Origin of the sequence: Streptomyces sp. NPDC085866 (assembly GCF_044541035.1) — a bacterium.
In the GTDB taxonomy this organism is placed as follows: Bacteria; Actinomycetota; Actinomycetes; order Streptomycetales; family Streptomycetaceae; genus Streptomyces.
Window position 1 is genome coordinate 38,077 of record NZ_JBITSQ010000017.1, and the last position, 15,591, is coordinate 53,667.

The following is a 15,591-nucleotide window of genomic DNA, read 5'->3' on the forward strand; positions in this document are numbered from 1 at the left end:
AGCATCGCTCAGTGGTCGGTGATGAGCCCGGCGCCCGGAAGGCAGCCGTCGACGAGGTCCGGACGGTACTGGAACTGCTTGAGCCTCCGTTTGACGGCCCGGGTGATCTGGCCGAGGTCGGCGGCGGCGAGGTTGCCGATGTCGCGCTTGACCAACGCCCAGATGTCCTCCTGCGGATTCAAGTCCGGGGACGATCGGGCCGCCGAGCTGCATATGCGCTCTGACCAGGAGGTCGCGCAGGTCGCGCCAGCCGATGCCTTTCGGCTCTCCCTTGCGCGCCCCGGTACTCGCGGATCGCGTAGACCATTCGGGACCGCTCGCCCGGCTTGTAGCAGGTCATACCGGCCATGGACACACAGCCCGAGCCCCGGGCGCGCACCCGGACCACCGGAGTGCAGCCCCTGCGTCCCGAGCTTTTCGCACGCGGCGGCGTCATCGACTGTTCGGCTTCGTCCTCGAAGACGATCCAGCCGTGGCACGCCGCCGCGGTTCTCTTACCAGTGCCCAGGTCTCCTTCTTCCAGGCCTCGACCGCCTGGTCGTCGCGTTCGATTGCCCGCCTGGCCGACTGCTGCCAGGACCAGCCATGCCGCTTCAGCAGCTGCCAGGTGCCCTCCACCGTGTAGCTCACCGTGGAACAAGCGACCGATCAACGTCTTGATCCGCGCGAGTGTCCACCGCTGGTCGGCCCAACCGTGAACCACCGGGCCGCGATCCAACTCCCGTGCCAGCCTGGTGATCTACGCTTCGCTGAGCCTCGGCCGGCCCGGCGATCCCTTCGAGAGGACCCCGGCTTCGCCGCGCTCGCGCCACTGCCGACGCCATCGCTCCACGGACCGCTCGCTGACCCGCAACGCGGCAGCGATCTCCCGGTTCTTTTGCCCGCCCTCGAAGCGTTCCCCAGCGTGAAGCCGGACCCGCTCCCTCGCGGCCCTCCCAGCGTCGGTCAATCCGTCGGCCTGCGTGTATCTCACGCCCCCAGGGCTACCGGAACCACCCAGCAGCTGTCAGGCGAACGGCGCCGACATCACACTCAATCAAGTTCGGTAGTGCCGCATCAGACAATGTTCGCTTCGTCGTGACGTGTCGCCCGGTCACAGGCCGGATGCCACCGGACGGAATGATCACGTGACTGAATGTGTGCGACTCCCTGGATAATCACCGGGTCATCAAAAACGGGTCGTTGCGAGCGCCGCTTCACTGAAATGATGCGCGGGTCTGGTCCTCGCCAACGTTGGCCTCCTGCGCCCGGGCGGAGATCCGTGCATCTACCACGAGGAAATATTGAACAGCGAACAATGGGCCGCGATGGCCGCCGAACTCCGCGCCCAGCGGGAAGCGGCACGGGAAGCGGCACGCAGCCAGGGTCTGCCGTATGCGAGCGTGCTGGACCTCGGGATCCGTTGGAGCGCAGGCGCTCCGATGCCGCACCTCTTCAACTCCAGTAACCGAACCATGGTCTTGTTCTATCGCCATGTGCCCAGACCCGACTGGGACGGATCCTGGGCCACGATGGTCGACCCTCGTGAACCGGCTCTGGCAGCCTTGGGCCTGATCGAGTTCATCCGGCCCCACTCGGTCAGGTTCGGAGGGCCCAATGACGAAGCCCTCCACGGTCACCCGTTGTCCGACCACGGTCTGGAAGCCTACGAGGCCCACGAAGTCCACAACTCCCAATGGATCGCCGAGGCGGAGCGAATCAACTCCGTACACCCCGCGCACCAGGGCGGCTGGCACGACAGGATGCGTCACTACATCCTGAGCTTCCATGACGACACACTCGAATGCCTCGCCCATGATGTGCGCGTCGAGCAGTTCGAGTGCCCGTTCCCCGAGGCGGTCGCGCGGGTGGCCCGGCTGCTGCTGGCGTAACTGGCGCCGCTTCGGTCCGCTGTCCGGCCCATCAGGATCTCGAACGCCTCCTGCCAGCGGGCAGGGTCTACGCTGTGACGCGCGGCTACCGCACGATCTTCAGTCTTCACACACCAATGATCATCGGCGGGCGCACCAATCTGCGTCCCGCCCGACTCCGGGCGCTCTGGCTGGCGACTCCGAGGGTTCAAGTTGGCATGGAGGTCCTGCTCGTCTTCTTCGCCCGCGCCTTCTTGCGCCCGACCCTCCTAAGAATCAACGGCACTCCCATGGCGGCATACCAACCGTAGCCGTCCGGCACCCCACACGCGCTACGTCGGCCGTCGTAATGCCAGTCGCACCCGCCTTCGACAAGCCCGGTCGCCCCCCAGCCGAGCGCGACAGCGAAGCACAGCCCGTAGAGGGCTCCCCACCCCTTGCTGTTCATGCCCGGATCCCGTCGACGGCGTCTTCCACGCCGTGCAGGTGGCCTACGAGACCGCGGCGATCAGGACGAACCTGAGTACTCTCCAGGCCATCAGGACAGGCCTGGACAACGCGCTGGCCACCGCCGCCCGCATCAACGCCAAGGCCCCGGAGCAGGGCTCTGCCGGTCGCAGTCACCGGCCCTCTCCTTCCTAGTTGTCATCAGGGAGACGGGCACGCTCAGGCTGCCGGGCGATCGGAGTGATCAGGAGGGCCGAGAACGCCGCGGGCGGCGTACGCCGGCTCGGTGTCGGAGTACGCCGCCCTGGGGCGGGAAGAGCCGAGGGAGTCCGGCAGGTGCAGTCGTTCCCGTGCTTCGGGATCCGCACCCACCGCTCCCTGTGGGACGTCGGCTGATCGGCTCCTGACCCGGCTCAGATACGGCGCACGGTGTGCAGTGTCTTGGCGTACGTCCCCGAGCCGTCGAGCAGGGACGCGCCGCCCAGGTCGGACATGGTGGGCCCGTTGACCGTCTTGCGGCTGGAGAAGAAGCGGCGTTTGCCGCCGCTGTCGAGACCCAGGTAGATGCCGACGTGGTCGACGGTCAGGCTGACCGCGTCGTCACTGGAGTCGGCGTTGAACAGCACCAGGTCGCCGCACTGGAGCAGGGCCGCGGCGGGCGGGGTGGTCCCGGAAGCGCGGTCGACGACCACTCCCGGCCCGTAGTCGGCGATGTGCCGGGACTTGCGCGGGATCCGGGTGCCCGAGGTGTCCTCCTCGGCGGCCAGGGGAACGCCCAGGTGGTAGCCGTAGACCATGCGCGTGTAGCCCGAGCAGTCAAGGTTGCCGACCTGCTTGCTGGACGGCCCCTTGTACGTGCCGTCCGGGAAGGTCCAGCCCACCTTCATGTACTCGTGGAAGTCGGCGCCCTCGAGCCGGTAGCCCTGCGCGTCGAGATAGCCGTACCCGGCCTCGCCCAGCACTTGCTTGCCCTGCGCCGGTCCGGCGCCGGCCGTGACCGTCGGAGCGCCGCCGAGGAACATCGCAGCGTACGCGAGTACGTCCGGGACGGTGGATCCGGCCCAGCCGCGGATCGTCTGCTCCAGCTCGGCCGTCCAGGTACCGTCGAACGGCTCGGGCAGCAGACGCAGCCAGTCGCCGTGGGTGACGGTTGGCAGGACCGCCCAGTTTGCGGCGTCCACCTCGAGACGGCCCACAGACAGTCGGACCGGCAGGTTGGTGCAGCCCTCGTTGGCCAAGGCGCGCAGGCCCACCCGGCCCTTGGTCAACGTGGGCGTGGAGTCGGTGACGTCGAAGGCCCACGAAGACGGTTCCGCCGACGCGGACAGCCAGGCTTTCGCCTGGATGCGGGCGTTCTCCCGCCGCACCCGGATCGTCCAGTCGGTCTTCGCCGGCACACCTGTGGCCAGTGTGACCGCCGTTCCCAGCGGGGTCACGTCGTTGTTGACCTCCTTTTCCAACCGCATCTCGACCGCCCCGGAGGTGAGGAAGGACAGTCGCGCCCGGTAGTGGTTCTGGGTGCTGGCGTAGCCGAAGGTCAGCGCGAACGAACAGGCCTGACCCGTTGGGACCTTGTCGAACCTGGCCGTGCAGCGCACGTCGACGTCGGTGATCTCGTCGTCGCGCAGGCTGGCGTGCCGGCTGTACCCGGCGGTCGTGAGGTCGATGATCCCGGTGCCCGGCACCACCGAGAAATCGGTCTTGAAGGTTTCGGACGTGACCCACTTGCCGCCGCCCGGCGAGGTTCCCCAGTACACCCGGTCCTCCTCGTCCAGCGCAACGTCCGGCAGTGTTCGCTGGAAGTCGTCCACGAAGGGCCGCTTGTTCTCCGCGAACGTCCGCTGCGGGCCGGGCAGTACGACGGTTCGCGCGCCGTGTGTCAGCAGCGCGACGCGCTTGCCGTCGGAGGTGACCTCGGTGCGGGCCGGGGCGCTGGAGAGCACGGTGGTGGTCAGTGGGATGGTGAGGGCCACCGGGGTGAAGTACGAGGCGCCCAGCGGCGCCATGGTGACCCACGAACGGGCCGAGGACAGGCCGGCCGGCCCCGGGAAGGCTGGCACGTCCGCCGCTGCGGCGGCGCGCGCCGGGGCGGCGGCCAGACCGGTGAGCGGGGCAGCCGCGGCAGAGGCCGCGAAGGTGGCGAGGAGCCTTCGTCGAGATGTATGAAACATATGTTTCATGATCCATTGCAGCTCGCCGACGAGTCACGACACCCCCCAACTTCGGTCAGCGTCAAGCGAAATGGGTGATTCAGCGGGGTATGACACGCGGCCTGACAGTCGGGTGTCCGCCCAACGTGGCCACCTCTTTCGACGGTCAAGGACACCCCTGGGGATGGGTGTTGGTGTGTCGCGGCCGGGGAGCTCGTACCCGCCGAACGTCCAGCCAACGACGTCCCCGGCGCCTCACCCCACCCCCAGCACATCACTCCTGAGGGGAACCCTCCTCATGCCCGCGCCCGAACCCAGCCCGGCTGTCCGCACCCCGGGCGTCTACCTGCTCATCGCACACGAGCCGTACTACCCCGGCCCAGTTCCCAGGAGATCAACACCAATGTCGTCGCCGACTCCCTGCTCCACCCGCAGGGGCGCCGCCAGCCCGACAGCGCCCGCATCCACGATCTCCTCACCCAAGGACGCCAGCGGGCGAGATCATCCCGCTGGCCACCCTCACCCACGAACTGGGCGCAGGAGCCGACTGGCCGGCCGTCGGCGACTGGGAGCGCGTCACCACCGACTTGCTGCACCTCCTTCGCTCCGGGGATTGCGATGCCCTCAGGAGAGGGGGTATCCGCTACCCCGACGAACTGGCCGTCCTCACGTGAACCATGCCCGAGCACGGGCAACTGGAGACGTGCAGTCATCAGGGCGGCGGCACGCCGGACACGCCTGACGCAGACGCTGTTCGCTGCGATCGTCTCTGTGCTGGTCAGTGGCTGTGTCTGTCGGGTCCTACCGCCCTGCTCCGGCATCTCGAGGCCGACCGCGCAGCGCGGGTTCCTCATCTGGTCCAGGGCGGGGGAGTGGGGCCTGATGCGGGGCGTGACCGACGTCGCCGCCGGCCCCGCGTGGACGTGTCAGGCGCAGGCGGACGCTGCTGTCGAGGTGCTCTTCGGGGTGATAGCGGGCCCGGATGGGGGTCTCCATCCAGGCTCGACGTGCAGGTGGACAGTGGCCCGCCTAGCGTGTTGGCCGAACGGAAGTAACCACGCAGCCCGGCGTGCCACCGGCTCAGACGGGCTTCGGTCCTGTAGGCGTCGGCACAGGCAGTGCCGGGGCGCCGCGGCTGCCTGCCCGGTGCGCGCCTTCCTCCACCCCCCCTCCGGGAGTTCGGCATGGCCCGTATCACTATCAATGGCGTCACGGTGGACCCGCTGGTCCAGGCTGACGAGCTGGCCACCGCATCGCTGACGTCCGAGGACGCGTCCGCGTCCAATTACCTGCTCGTGCAGACCACGCACCCGCCCACAGCTGAGGAGAAGGAACAACTCGCTGCGCACGGGGTGGTGGTCCACGAGTACGTTCCGCAGGACACCTACCTGTGCGGCTACCGGGCCACGGACCTGGACGCCGTGCGCGCACTGCCGTTCGTGGCCTGGGCGGACGTGTACTTCAACGGCTTCAAGATCGGCCGGTCGCTGCAGTCGACCCAGCTGCGTTCGAGTGTCGCCGCGCTGGCCGATCCCATGGAGGCGGCGGGTGACGGGAGCCGCACCGTCGACGTCGTCCTGCACGAGGACGTCGATGCGAGCGTGGACGGCGTACGGGATCGGATCGCGGCGGCCGCCGGAGTCAGCCCCGGCGACGTACGGCCCAGCCGCGGCAAGGTGCGCATGACGGTCCGCAACGAGGACCTGCCCGCACTTGCCGCGCTCGACGAGGTGAAGGAGATCGAGGAAGTTCCGGAGCGGGTGCTGTACAACACCGTCGCGGGGACGCTGATGCACGCCCAGGTGTCCCTCAACGGCACGAAGTTCCGGGGTGAGGGGCAGATCGTGTGCGTCGCCGACACCGGCTTCGACAAGGGATCGACGACCAATGTGCATCCTGCCTTCACCGGCCGGGTCAAGCGCCTGATCGCCCTGGGACGCACGAGCCCCGCACGGACGGACGACCCCGACGGGCACGGCACCCATGTGGCGGGCTCGGTCCTCGGAGACGGGACGTCGCAGTCCATGGGCGGCGCCATCACCGGTACGGCTCCCGAGGCGCGACTGGTCCTCCAGTCCGTGATGGCCGAGAACGGATCTCTCGCCGGCATCCCGGACAACCTGGTCGACCTGTTCGAGCAGCCCTTCCTCGAGGACGGGGTACGGATCCACACCAATTCGTGGGGTCCGGGCACCCCCGGGCTTCCGTACGGCCCGGCCGCAGGCGAGGTCGATCAGATGGTCTGGGACAACAAGGACTTTGTCATCTGCTTCGCCGCGGGTAACGACGGCACGGACCGGGACGGGGACGGCCGCATCAACCTGAGATCCGTCAGCGACGAGACGGCGGCCAAGAACGTCATCACCGTCGGCGCAAGCGAGAGCAACCGCCCAGAGATCCCCTTCACCTACGACGGCACGCTGCTCCACGGGTCGGTCAAGTTCCCCGCCCCGCCGATCCACGGGAACAAGATGGCGGACAACCCCGCCGGGATGGCGGCCTTCAGCAGCCGCGGTCCCACCGCGGAGGGCCGGATCAAGCCCGATGTCGTCGCCCCCGGCACGTCGATCCTGTCGACGCGCTCGCGGGTGGCGCCCGACGACGGGAGCTTCGGTGTCTCTACAGACTCCGCGTTCATGTTCGACAGCGGCACCAGCATGGCCACCCCGTTGGTCGCCGGCTGCGTGGCGGTACTGCGCGAGACGCTGGTGAAGAACGGCACCCCGAAGCCGAGCGCCGCGCTCATCAAGGCCATGCTGATCAACGGTGCCGATGAGCTCAAGGGCCAGTACGTCCCCACCGAGGCGGGCCCTTCCCCGAACAACAGCTCCGGCTTCGGCATCGTCAACCTCCAGCGCGCCGTCGTCCTCCCGACCGATGGCGACCGGGCAGGCTTCACCGACGCCACAGAGCTGGACCAGGGAGAGGAACGTGAGTTCCGTATCCCGATTCCGGAGGGGGCGGGCCATACCCTGAAGATCACCCTCGTGTGGACGGATCCCCCTGGCCCGGCCCTGCAGAACGACCTCGACCTGATCGTCCGCGCAGGCGGTCAGGAACGCCACGGCAACATGGGCACGGATCCCGGTTTCGACCGGACCAACAACGTCGAGCAGGTCCAGTGGCAGGACATCCCCGCCGGGGACGCCGAGGTCGTCGTCCGCGCCCACCGGATCACCCGCTTCGCCCAGCCCTACGCCGTTGCCTGGCGCATTCTCTGACGCATATACGGGCAATGTCCCGGCCAGTCGGTCGGGCCGGGACGGTGGACACGGGTCGAGCGGCATCCCCCCGGCAGGCTTCGTAGTCGGCCGGGCGGCGGCTGTTGCCGCTACCTCGGCGATCACTTGCCGGTGCCCGTCATCGACGCCGCAGAGACTGCCGCGGTGCGTGGCTGTGACGAGGTCGAAAGTTTCCTGCGCGAGCCGATCAACGGCGCGTGTGTTCGGCGTGGTCTCCGCGATGTGGCGCAGATCTTTGTTGTGCAACGCGCCATCTCAGCCAGGCCGGCACGGGACCTGATGGTGTACGACTCGGCAACCGTATCGAGCACATCGAGCTGCACCTCCGAGCCGAGGCATCGACGACTCCCTGCGCACCCCGGCGTAGGGCCTGAATGTCGCGCAGCTTGTTGGTTGCCCACCCTGGGGCCTCGAACCGGCGGCGAGTTGCCGAGCCACGATGCCGAGCAGCTGTTGCTCGTTGTCCGCGTACAGATCGTGGATATCGGCGGACAGATCCTCGACCATTTCGGGGTGAATTGTCATGATCGCCATCTGTAATCTCGTGTAGGCGTTCCATGACACGGAGCGAAGTGATCCGCGATAGTGAAGGAGGGAACTAGCCTCTTCCTTTGATTGCTAGGCTGCGGCGACCTGGCTCGTGGACGCTGGTCTCCAGGTAAGAGGTGTTGCGCGCGCTCTGTCGCTATCTCGCGCCCAGCGCGGGTCTGCCTTCAGGGAGCACGGTGGAGTGAAGAGCGATGAGTCAGGACGCTCGTCAACTGGTTCGCCAGCTGAGCTAGAGATCTTTAACGGTCTGGGTTACGCCGGGTCGTGACGGCTGTCGTGGGCCGCGCTATGCCGGGAGGATGAGGTATCCCGGTGGCGGTGGATTGGCGGCCGAGGAACGGGCTCGGCGTGAGCAAGTCCGGCTCGCAGCCGCTGACCTGATCGAAGCCGGGGCCAGTGACCGGGATGTGGTCCGGCGGTTCAGTGTGACCCGGATGTCGGCGAACCGCTGGCGGCGGGCGTTGGCGTCAGGCGGTCGGCAGGCCCTGGCGGTATCCGACGGACAGGAAGGTTCCCGGACATCGGTTGGGCCTTGACCCCGAGTTCTTTGCCGCAGCACCCGTCGCCTTGGGCGCGGGACGCATCCCGGACGGGTGAGGAACGAGTCACGGCAGCCCAGGCGCTGGTGCTGGTGAGGGCACGCCTGCCCGAATGGGAGCGGCCCTCCGCGCAACAAGCCCTCCGTGAGATCCAGGCGGCCGCTCCGGACGAGGTCTCCTGGGAGCCAGACGCCGACGCGGTGGAGACAGCAATCCCAGGTCAGCCGGAACTTCGCCCTTCCGATGACGCATGGTGGAAGGCGCCACTTGTCGCTTCCCTGCCAGGCCTGCCGCTTCTGGAGTGGAGTTTCAGCATGTTCCACACGGCCGGTCCCGGCGCCGTCGACACGGCCATTGTGTTCACCGTGGTTCTGCTCGTGATTTCCTGGCTGTTGCCGCACCGTCAGTCCATGCGCCACTGGCGGGCTCTGATCGCCGGGGCAGCAGTCTGTCTGGCGATGCTGTTCGCAGTGCTGGGGTTGACGACCGTGTCGGGATGACTGGCGCGTCGTGTGAGAGCCCACCCTGAGGATGTGGCGACTGGCGCCGTGGCTTGCCCTGGCGGCGTGAACAAAGCCCGTGCGGCCGTCCGCTCGCGTTGACAAGAGCGTCCTTGGCCCGCCAGTGAGAGCGGGCCAAGCACGCTATCTCGCTGCAGTCTTCCAGGAGCCTTCCACCACAAGGAGGACCATCTCGATGCTCCTCAGCGGTACATCGAGGCCTTCGCTGGCCAGCCCCGTACGCCTCGTGCAGTGGATCGGCGACGCCCCGACGCTGCCAAGTCCGACGTCGCCTGCAGCGCTCACGTCCCCCCGGTCGCCGATGCCGGCGGGTGCCCGCATGGGTACAGGACGGTCTGCCGCCACTGAGTGGTGTGCATCGTGAAATCGCAGGTCACGGTTCTGGCGTGAGTCACGATCCGGGTACTCGTGCCGGTCGGCGGCTGCTGGCCATGGCGTAGATCATCGGGCAGGTCCAGTTCCGACGGTCTGCCGGGTTCGGCTGCGCCCGTGACTGACCCCCGCCTACGATCCGTCAGCAGCTCGGCACGCCATGAGACCGCGGGAGGCTTGCGGAACCTGGTGCACCCTGCGCTCGGGCCGGCATCGCCGCCCGGCCGTCCGGTGCCGGGTCGTCTGGTGTCAGAAGCCCCATGGGCTGAGTTCGACGATGGCTGCGAACAGGTGCCCCCAGACGTCCTGCGCGGGCGTTTCCTCGTTCACTGAGAGCGGCTCGAGGGCGGTAACTTCGCTGAGGAAGTCCCGCTTGCCGTACTCGCCCGGGTACGGGTTCCAGCAGGCGCCCATGAACCGGTACACGGTCTCCAGCAGCCGCACGAAGGTCTCGGTGTCCCGGGCGAAGGGGAACGGCCCCTGGCCGTTGCGAACCATCGACACCGCGCCCGTCTCGGGGTGGACGAGCACCCGGCCGGTGTCGGCGTACGCCAGCTCGAAGGTGCCCAGGTGCAGCAGGCCGTTCTCGTCGGGCTCCAGCCCGTGCGCCTTCCCGTCGTTCCAGGCCAGGGTGAACGTGGCGACTCCTGCAGCGAACCACGTCGGCAGCCCCGCAGTGACGGCCAGCTCCCGTGTGGGCTCGTGCGTCAGCGCGGCGGGCAGTTGATCCTGGGTCAGCAGCACCATCCCGTCCGCATCGAACGCCTCCTCAAGGCGGGCGGCGTCCAGGGGGGCTTCAGCTGCCGTCGGCCCTGTGAACCACGGTCCGCCCGCGCCCCAGGAGATGGCCCCGGAGCCTGTCGGCCCGTCGGCCGCCGCGCCGTTGCGCTCCAGTACCACGACGCCGCGCGGCTCGAAGAACATGACGCGGTCGCCTCCGAGGGGCGCGGGCTCCTCCCAGGTGTCGGGCTGGTGGAGGCCTTGGTCGTCGTCCGGGTCGAAGAGGACCGGCCCCTCGACGGGCACGTCGTAGGGCCGCTCGGCGAACTCGCCGTCGGCAGGGGCCGGGATGCGCTTGCCGGTGGCCGGATCGAGCCAGTGCTCCTGGGTCCACTGCGACCACAGCTTCAGCAGGAGACGGCCGTCCGGCGCCTCGTGGACCTCGACGTTGGCGTCCCCGCTCAAGTTCGGCTTGGCCCGATAGGCGCCGACCGGCCGCCACCAGGCCCAGACGGTTCGCCACGGCATGTCCGGCTCGGCTTCGGCGACCAGCTCGGCGTAGGCGTCGTGGCCCAGGACCTTCGCGCCGAAGTGCAGCCACGAGGCGAACTCCGCCCGCGGCACCTCGGCTCCGTCGAGGATCGTGACGGCCTGGGCGTAGGCCTCGCGGCCCACTCCACCACCCGCGGCGGGCAGGTCCCGAACGGCCTCTGGGCCGGCGGCGAGCAGGGCCGCGGGGGAGGCGAACAGTGTGTCAAGATCGTCGCGAGTCATGCGGACATGCTGCCAGCCGCCGCTGACAGCATCGTCCGTAGGGACGGGCCGGGCCGATCGTGAGCGGAAGAGCGACGCGGCGTTCTGGCGCCCAAGACCCGCGCCTTGATCCGAGCGCGGCTGTCTAGCGCCCCCCGGGAGCCTGCCAAGGAGCAGCGGGGTCCTCGGCATTGTTCAGATGGAATGTCACCTGTCCCGTGAAGTGGATTGCTGCCTCGGCACTGTCGGGCACGGGCTTGGGCACCAGTTCGACGAGTCGCCCCCTGGGGGCCGTCGGCGACTTGAACACGATCCTCACCGGCATCGACGGCGCCACCGCCCCTGCAGCCATCAAAACGGCCGCCGTGTTCCCTGCAACCTTGACCCTCGCCTGTGCCGTCACCCCGTCCCTCGCCTCCGTGCTCCGCTGACCATGGCCGAGTCCGAGGAGGAAGCGACTGCAGGAAACCGACGGGGTCAGCCGATTGTCGGCCGAGAAGTCTGAACGCATGGCGCCTCGTCGTGTCCTGCGCCACTCAGTTGCCGTCTCTCGTTGCGTCTTTCGGTGCTCCACGAGCAGTGCTGATCCCATGGCGATCAGGCCACCGGTAAGCGTGGCAAGCAGTTGCCCCAACGCCCGTACTGACCGGCAGGAATGGTTCAAGCCGCTCCCACTCCGCACCCGTCAGATCACCCCGCCCCATGCTCAGTTCAACGACCCAAGAATTCAGCAGTCGCATGATCGGACGGGCAAGTCGTAGCTAGGTCGTCGCTTTCGGATCGCCGCCGCGCGAGCCCCACACGCTGGATACACGCAGCATTCCGCGCACGTCCTCGTATCGGTCCACGTGTGCTCGGACCTCCCGTTCGGTGCCAGAAGTGAAGATCACCCATGGCCCGTCCACCAGCACAGGGCTACCCCACCAAACCTCGACGTCGGGTTCGGGGGGCGGTGGCGGTGTCCAGCCAGGATCCACCGTGGTGATGGTGGCGAACAACCGTTCCATGTCGCGAGTGACAGGTCCGTTGAGCAACATGCCGTTGCTGGCAGGCTGCCGGATCACAGTCCCCTCACCCCATACGATCCACGTCTCGGGCTCGTCGTCCGACATCCCGTCCCATCCCATTCCTCGTGGCGTTCTGCCTCTATCAGCTCGTTCGAACAACAGAGGCTGGGCAGCATCATGCTGCCACCAGTGCCCCTGGTCACCCGAGTCCGCACGTGATCGCTTGGACAAGTCCCGGTTGTATTGACCTGCAGCGTTGCTCACACGATTGATCGGTGGCCGGCCGCCGAGTGGCGGTGTGGCGGCGGTGGTGGCTCGGCCGTCAGTCGCGTCTATTTCCGAGATCAGTGCTCGGACGCGCCTTTCGATCACCTTGGGCATCATGCGGTGGTGGGGGCACCGGCGACGCGGTGCTCGCCGTTGTTGCGCTCCTGCCAGGGCTTGGCGAACTCGCCGTGGAAAGTGGTGAGTTCGAAGTACTTGCAGGTTCGTCGACGTGGTGCGGTTCGTAGGCGTCGCGGGTGGTGAGGAAGACGACCTCGTCCGGAGAGCAGTAGTACAGGGAGCCCAGGCACATAGGGCAGGGGTGGGCAAGCACGTAGATGGTGGTGCCGGTCAGGTGCTCGGTGCCCAGCTTCGTGCAAGCTTCTGGATGGTGAGGAGCTCCGCGTGGGCGGTGGGGTCGCCGGTCTGGGCGACCTTGTTGGGGCTTTCGGCCAGGATCTTGCTGTCCTTGACGATGACGGTGGCGAACGGGCGGCCGCCCTCGGTGACGTTCTGGCGGGCGATGTCGATGGTGCGCTGGACGAAGTCCGTGGAAATGTCCTCGTGGAGCAGGGGCGGGCCGGTGCGGCCCGCCCCCTTGTCACAGGTGATGCCGCATGGGTCAGAAGGGCTTGGTCGGCAGGTACTTGCCGTCCAGGGTGATGACGGCGCGCTCGCCGCCTTCGGGGTCGGCGACCTTCTTCACGTCGAGCTTGAAGTTGATCGCGGAGATGATGCCGTCCCCGAACTGCTCGTGGACCAGTGCCTTCAGAGTGGTGCCGTAGACCTGGAGCATCTCGTAGAAGCGGTAGATGGTCGGGTCGGTGGGCATGCCGCCGGAGATCGAGCCGCGGGTGGGGATCGTCTGGAGCAGCATGGCCGCGTCCTGGTCCAGGTCCAGAAGCTCCGCGACGGCCTTCGCGGACGCTTCGGGCAGGGCGTGCTGGCCCAGGACGGCGGCGGTGGTGAAGGCCACCGACAGCCCGGAGACGTCGGCGATCTGCTGCCAGGAGAGGTTCTTGCGGGTCTTGGCCTCGACCGCGGCGGCGGCGAGCACCTGGCGGGCGGTGGGGTCGAACTGGGCGTGCACCATGAGACGGGATCCTTTTCTGGGGGTGCCGGTCCGCGCGGGAAGACGGACCGGCGAGTTGTTGGGGGTGGTGGTCCCGGGCGCCAGGCTGCGTACGAGCCTGTGTCAACGGCTCGGGGGAGGGGCGGGCGTGGGCCTGGCCCTTGTCAGGACGCGAGGGCGGGACCCGTGCCGGCGGCGTCGAGTCGTTCGAGGCGCCCGGTGGCGATGTCGAAGACCCAGCCGTGCAGCGTCACCCTGTCCTCCGCGAGCGCCCGGGCGACAGAGGGGTGGGTGGCCAGGTTCGCCAGTTGGGCATACACGTTCTGGCGCGCCAGGGCAGCTGTCTTCCGTGGGCCTGCCGCCATGCCGGCAGTGCGGGCCATGGCGGCGTCCGCGTGCCGCAGCCAGTCGGCGACCACGGGTGCGCCGCTGAGGTCGTGGCTCTCGGCCAGGGCCGTCATCGCGCCGCAGGCGGAGTGCCCGCAGACGACGATGTCGCTCACGCCGAGCACGGCGACGGCGTACTCGATGCTCGCCGTGACCCCGTTGGCGCCGGGGCTGTAGGCGGGGACGAGGTTGCCGGCGGTGCGGATGACGAACAGCTCACCCGGCTCGCCCTGGGTGATCAGCTCCGGTACGACACGGGCGTCCGAGCAGCCGATGAACAGCGTGTGCGGCGTGTGATGCGCGGCCAGGTGGGCGAAGAGGTCCGCCTTGGCCGGGAAGACGTCCTGCTGGAAACGCGCGACGCCGTCGGCGAGGTCGGGCATGGGTTCACATCCTTCGGTGGCTGCCGGCCCCCGTGGGCTGGCGATACCCACCATGCATGACCTGTAGGTATAGCGTCCAAGAGCTGATACCCATAACTGCTATTGATCTCATCTATAGTGGGTGACATGGCCGCTCTGGAATTGCGTCACCTGCGCTATCTGCTCGCCGTGGCCGAACACGGCAACTTCACCCGCGCCGCCGAAGAGCTGTACATCTCCCAGCCCACGCTGTCCCAGCAGATCAAACAGCTCGAACGTGCCCTCGATGTGCAGCTGCTGGATCGCACCGGTCGCACGGTACGACTCACGGACGCGGGCGCCGTCTACGCCGACCACGCCCAGCGCGCACTGCGCGACCTGGCCGCCGCAGAACGCGCCATCCACGACGTCCAGGACCTCTCCCGCGGTCACCTACGCCTGGGCGTCACCCCCACCTTTACCGCCTATCTCGTCGGCCCGCTCATCACCGAGTTCCACACTCACCACCCCGGCATCGGTCTGACCATGACGGAGACGACCCAGGACCGGATCGAAGCGGCCCTGCTCGCCGACGAACTCGACCTCGGCATCGCCTTCACCGGTCCCCATCTGCCCGGCATCACCGCGACACCGCTGTTCACCGAAACCCTCAGCCTGGTCGCCGCCACCCAGCACAACCGGACACCGCCTGAACCCCTAGGCGTTCGCGCCCTCCAGGAAAGCCAACTCGCCCTGCTCAGCGGCGACTTCGCCACCCGCGGCCACATCGACGCCTACCTCGCCGATCATCGGGTCGCCCCCCGTATCGCAGTCGAGGCCAACTCCATCCAGGCCCTCACCGAAATCGTCCAGCGCACCACGTTGGCCACAGTTCTCCCCGACGCCATCACCCACGACCACCCCCACCTCACCCCCATCCCGCTCGACCCGCCCCTGCCCACCCGCACCGTGGCCCTACTGCGGCGCGAAGGCGCCTACCGCAGCGCCGCCGGCCGCGCCTTCACCCAACTCACCCGCAGTCTCGTCCGCACCCGTGGATACACCCCGCCTTCCTGACGTGCTCGCCAGTCCACGCAGCTCGCTCGCGTATCCAGACGTTGATCCGTGTGAGCGGCCTCGCTCAGCGACACATCTGACGCAGGAGTCGTTCGATGGGAGTCCGCCGCGATCGCCTTCATCGTGATTGTGGTGTCAGCCCTGACTGGCCGTATGTCGTCCTGCGCGTGAGGGCAACGACGAAGGTTGCGGGAGCCGCTATGGTGCCCGCCGGCCTGGCACTGCTGTCCGAATGTATCCTTCCGGCGCTCCGGCACCACGGCACGGCGAGGTTCGTCAGCACTTCCCGGTCTTGTGACG

General features: G+C 68.1%; 13 protein-coding genes and 3 pseudogenes. 8 read left to right on the top strand and 8 right to left on the bottom strand.

Features of this window, described 5'->3' with window-relative positions; genetic code table 11:
* Positions 1 to 8: 8 nt before the first annotated feature.
* The gene (locus ACIF83_RS35395) at positions 9 to 182 is read right to left on the bottom strand and encodes a hypothetical protein (protein WP_399733152.1); all 174 of its coding nucleotides are present in this window, start codon (positions 180 to 182) and stop codon (positions 9 to 11) included.
* Positions 183 to 432: 250 nt separating this feature from the next.
* Positions 433 to 973, bottom strand: a pseudogene (locus ACIF83_RS35400) (winged helix-turn-helix domain-containing protein).
* A gap of 334 nt (positions 974 to 1,307) precedes the next feature.
* On the opposite strand from ACIF83_RS35400, the gene ACIF83_RS35405 reads away from it, so the two are divergent.
* Together ACIF83_RS35405 and ACIF83_RS35410 are read left to right on the top strand one after the other, a co-directional pair.
* Positions 1,308 to 1,871 carry a hypothetical protein gene (locus ACIF83_RS35405; protein WP_393480003.1) on the top strand — a complete coding sequence of 188 codons (564 nt, stop codon included), beginning with the start codon at positions 1,308 to 1,310 and terminating at the stop codon, positions 1,869 to 1,871.
* Positions 1,872 to 2,336: 465 nt separating this feature from the next.
* Positions 2,337 to 2,492 carry a hypothetical protein gene (locus ACIF83_RS35410; RefSeq protein WP_393480005.1) on the top strand — a complete coding sequence of 52 codons (156 nt, stop codon included), beginning with the start codon at positions 2,337 to 2,339 and terminating at the stop codon, positions 2,490 to 2,492.
* A 218-nt stretch (positions 2,493 to 2,710) separates the two neighbouring features.
* Here the strand turns inward: ACIF83_RS35410 and ACIF83_RS35415 are convergent, their stop codons facing one another.
* Complete coding sequence (locus tag ACIF83_RS35415; RefSeq protein WP_399733155.1) at positions 2,711 to 4,468, bottom strand: NlpC/P60 family protein; 1,758 nt, start codon at positions 4,466 to 4,468, stop codon at positions 2,711 to 2,713.
* Positions 4,469 to 5,160: 692 nt separating this feature from the next.
* Between ACIF83_RS35415 and ACIF83_RS35420 the strand changes: the two are divergent.
* The 5 genes and pseudogenes from ACIF83_RS35420 to ACIF83_RS35440 form a co-directional block, all read left to right on the top strand.
* Positions 5,161 to 5,326 (top strand): annotated as a pseudogene (locus ACIF83_RS35420) (IS5/IS1182 family transposase); the annotation flags it as partial.
* Positions 5,327 to 5,631: 305 nt separating this feature from the next.
* Positions 5,632 to 7,668, top strand: coding sequence for a S8 family serine peptidase (locus ACIF83_RS35425; RefSeq protein ID WP_393480010.1), 2,037 nt, complete (start codon positions 5,632 to 5,634; stop codon positions 7,666 to 7,668).
* 132 nt (positions 7,669 to 7,800) lie between these two features.
* A complete protein-coding gene (locus ACIF83_RS35430; protein WP_393480013.1) occupies positions 7,801 to 8,229 on the top strand; it encodes a hypothetical protein in 429 nt (142 codons plus the stop codon).
* 308 nt (positions 8,230 to 8,537) lie between these two features.
* Positions 8,538 to 8,774 carry a helix-turn-helix domain-containing protein gene (locus ACIF83_RS35435; RefSeq protein WP_399733160.1) on the top strand — a complete coding sequence of 79 codons (237 nt, stop codon included), beginning with the start codon at positions 8,538 to 8,540 and terminating at the stop codon, positions 8,772 to 8,774.
* Positions 8,775 to 9,091: 317 nt separating this feature from the next.
* Positions 9,092 to 9,277 carry a hypothetical protein gene (locus ACIF83_RS35440; protein ID WP_399733163.1) on the top strand — a complete coding sequence of 62 codons (186 nt, stop codon included), beginning with the start codon at positions 9,092 to 9,094 and terminating at the stop codon, positions 9,275 to 9,277.
* A gap of 642 nt (positions 9,278 to 9,919) precedes the next feature.
* Here the strand turns inward: ACIF83_RS35440 and ACIF83_RS35445 are convergent.
* The 5 genes and pseudogenes from ACIF83_RS35445 to ACIF83_RS35465 all read right to left on the bottom strand — a co-directional run bounded on the left by ACIF83_RS35445 (position 9,920) and on the right by ACIF83_RS35465 (position 14,256).
* Positions 9,920 to 11,164, bottom strand: coding sequence for an SUKH-4 family immunity protein (locus tag ACIF83_RS35445; RefSeq protein WP_399733166.1), 1,245 nt, complete (start codon positions 11,162 to 11,164; stop codon positions 9,920 to 9,922).
* A 740-nt stretch (positions 11,165 to 11,904) separates the two neighbouring features.
* Positions 11,905 to 12,255 (bottom strand): hypothetical protein, encoded by a 351-nt coding sequence (locus tag ACIF83_RS35450; protein WP_399733169.1) that lies wholly within the window; start codon positions 12,253 to 12,255, stop codon positions 11,905 to 11,907.
* Between the two features lie 275 nt (positions 12,256 to 12,530).
* Positions 12,531 to 12,972, bottom strand: a pseudogene (locus ACIF83_RS35455) (nucleoside deaminase).
* Positions 12,973 to 13,036: 64 nt separating this feature from the next.
* A complete protein-coding gene (gene cynS / locus ACIF83_RS35460; RefSeq protein ID WP_399733172.1) occupies positions 13,037 to 13,507 on the bottom strand; it encodes a cyanase in 471 nt (156 codons plus the stop codon).
* A 143-nt stretch (positions 13,508 to 13,650) separates the two neighbouring features.
* Positions 13,651 to 14,256: a carbonic anhydrase gene (locus tag ACIF83_RS35465; RefSeq protein WP_399733174.1), complete on the bottom strand. Its 606-nt coding sequence runs from the start codon at positions 14,254 to 14,256 to the stop codon at positions 13,651 to 13,653.
* Positions 14,257 to 14,382: 126 nt separating this feature from the next.
* Between ACIF83_RS35465 and cynR the strand changes: the two genes are divergently transcribed.
* Positions 14,383 to 15,291: a transcriptional regulator CynR gene (cynR, locus tag ACIF83_RS35470; protein ID WP_399733177.1), complete on the top strand. Its 909-nt coding sequence runs from the start codon at positions 14,383 to 14,385 to the stop codon at positions 15,289 to 15,291.
* Positions 15,292 to 15,591 lie beyond the last annotated feature (300 nt).

Bases quoted from the DNA above. Each gene is read 5' to 3' on its own strand.
- ACIF83_RS35405 (WP_393480003.1), top strand. From the start codon at position 1,308: ATGGCCGCCGAACTCCGCGCCCAGCGGGAAGCGGCACGGGAAGCGGCA.
- ACIF83_RS35415 (WP_399733155.1), bottom strand. From the start codon at position 4,468: ATGTTTCATACATCTCGACGAAGGCTCCTCGCCACCTTCGCGGCCTCT.
- ACIF83_RS35425 (WP_393480010.1), top strand. From the start codon at position 5,632: ATGGCCCGTATCACTATCAATGGCGTCACGGTGGACCCGCTGGTCCAG.
- ACIF83_RS35435 (WP_399733160.1), top strand. From the start codon at position 8,538: ATGAGGTATCCCGGTGGCGGTGGATTGGCGGCCGAGGAACGGGCTCGG.
- ACIF83_RS35440 (WP_399733163.1), top strand. From the start codon at position 9,092: ATGTTCCACACGGCCGGTCCCGGCGCCGTCGACACGGCCATTGTGTTC.
- ACIF83_RS35445 (WP_399733166.1), bottom strand. From the start codon at position 11,164: ATGACTCGCGACGATCTTGACACACTGTTCGCCTCCCCCGCGGCCCTG.
- ACIF83_RS35450 (WP_399733169.1), bottom strand. From the start codon at position 12,255: ATGTCGGACGACGAGCCCGAGACGTGGATCGTATGGGGTGAGGGGACT.
- cynS (WP_399733172.1), bottom strand. From the start codon at position 13,507: ATGGTGCACGCCCAGTTCGACCCCACCGCCCGCCAGGTGCTCGCCGCC.
- ACIF83_RS35465 (WP_399733174.1), bottom strand. From the start codon at position 14,256: ATGCCCGACCTCGCCGACGGCGTCGCGCGTTTCCAGCAGGACGTCTTC.
- cynR (WP_399733177.1), top strand. From the start codon at position 14,383: ATGGCCGCTCTGGAATTGCGTCACCTGCGCTATCTGCTCGCCGTGGCC.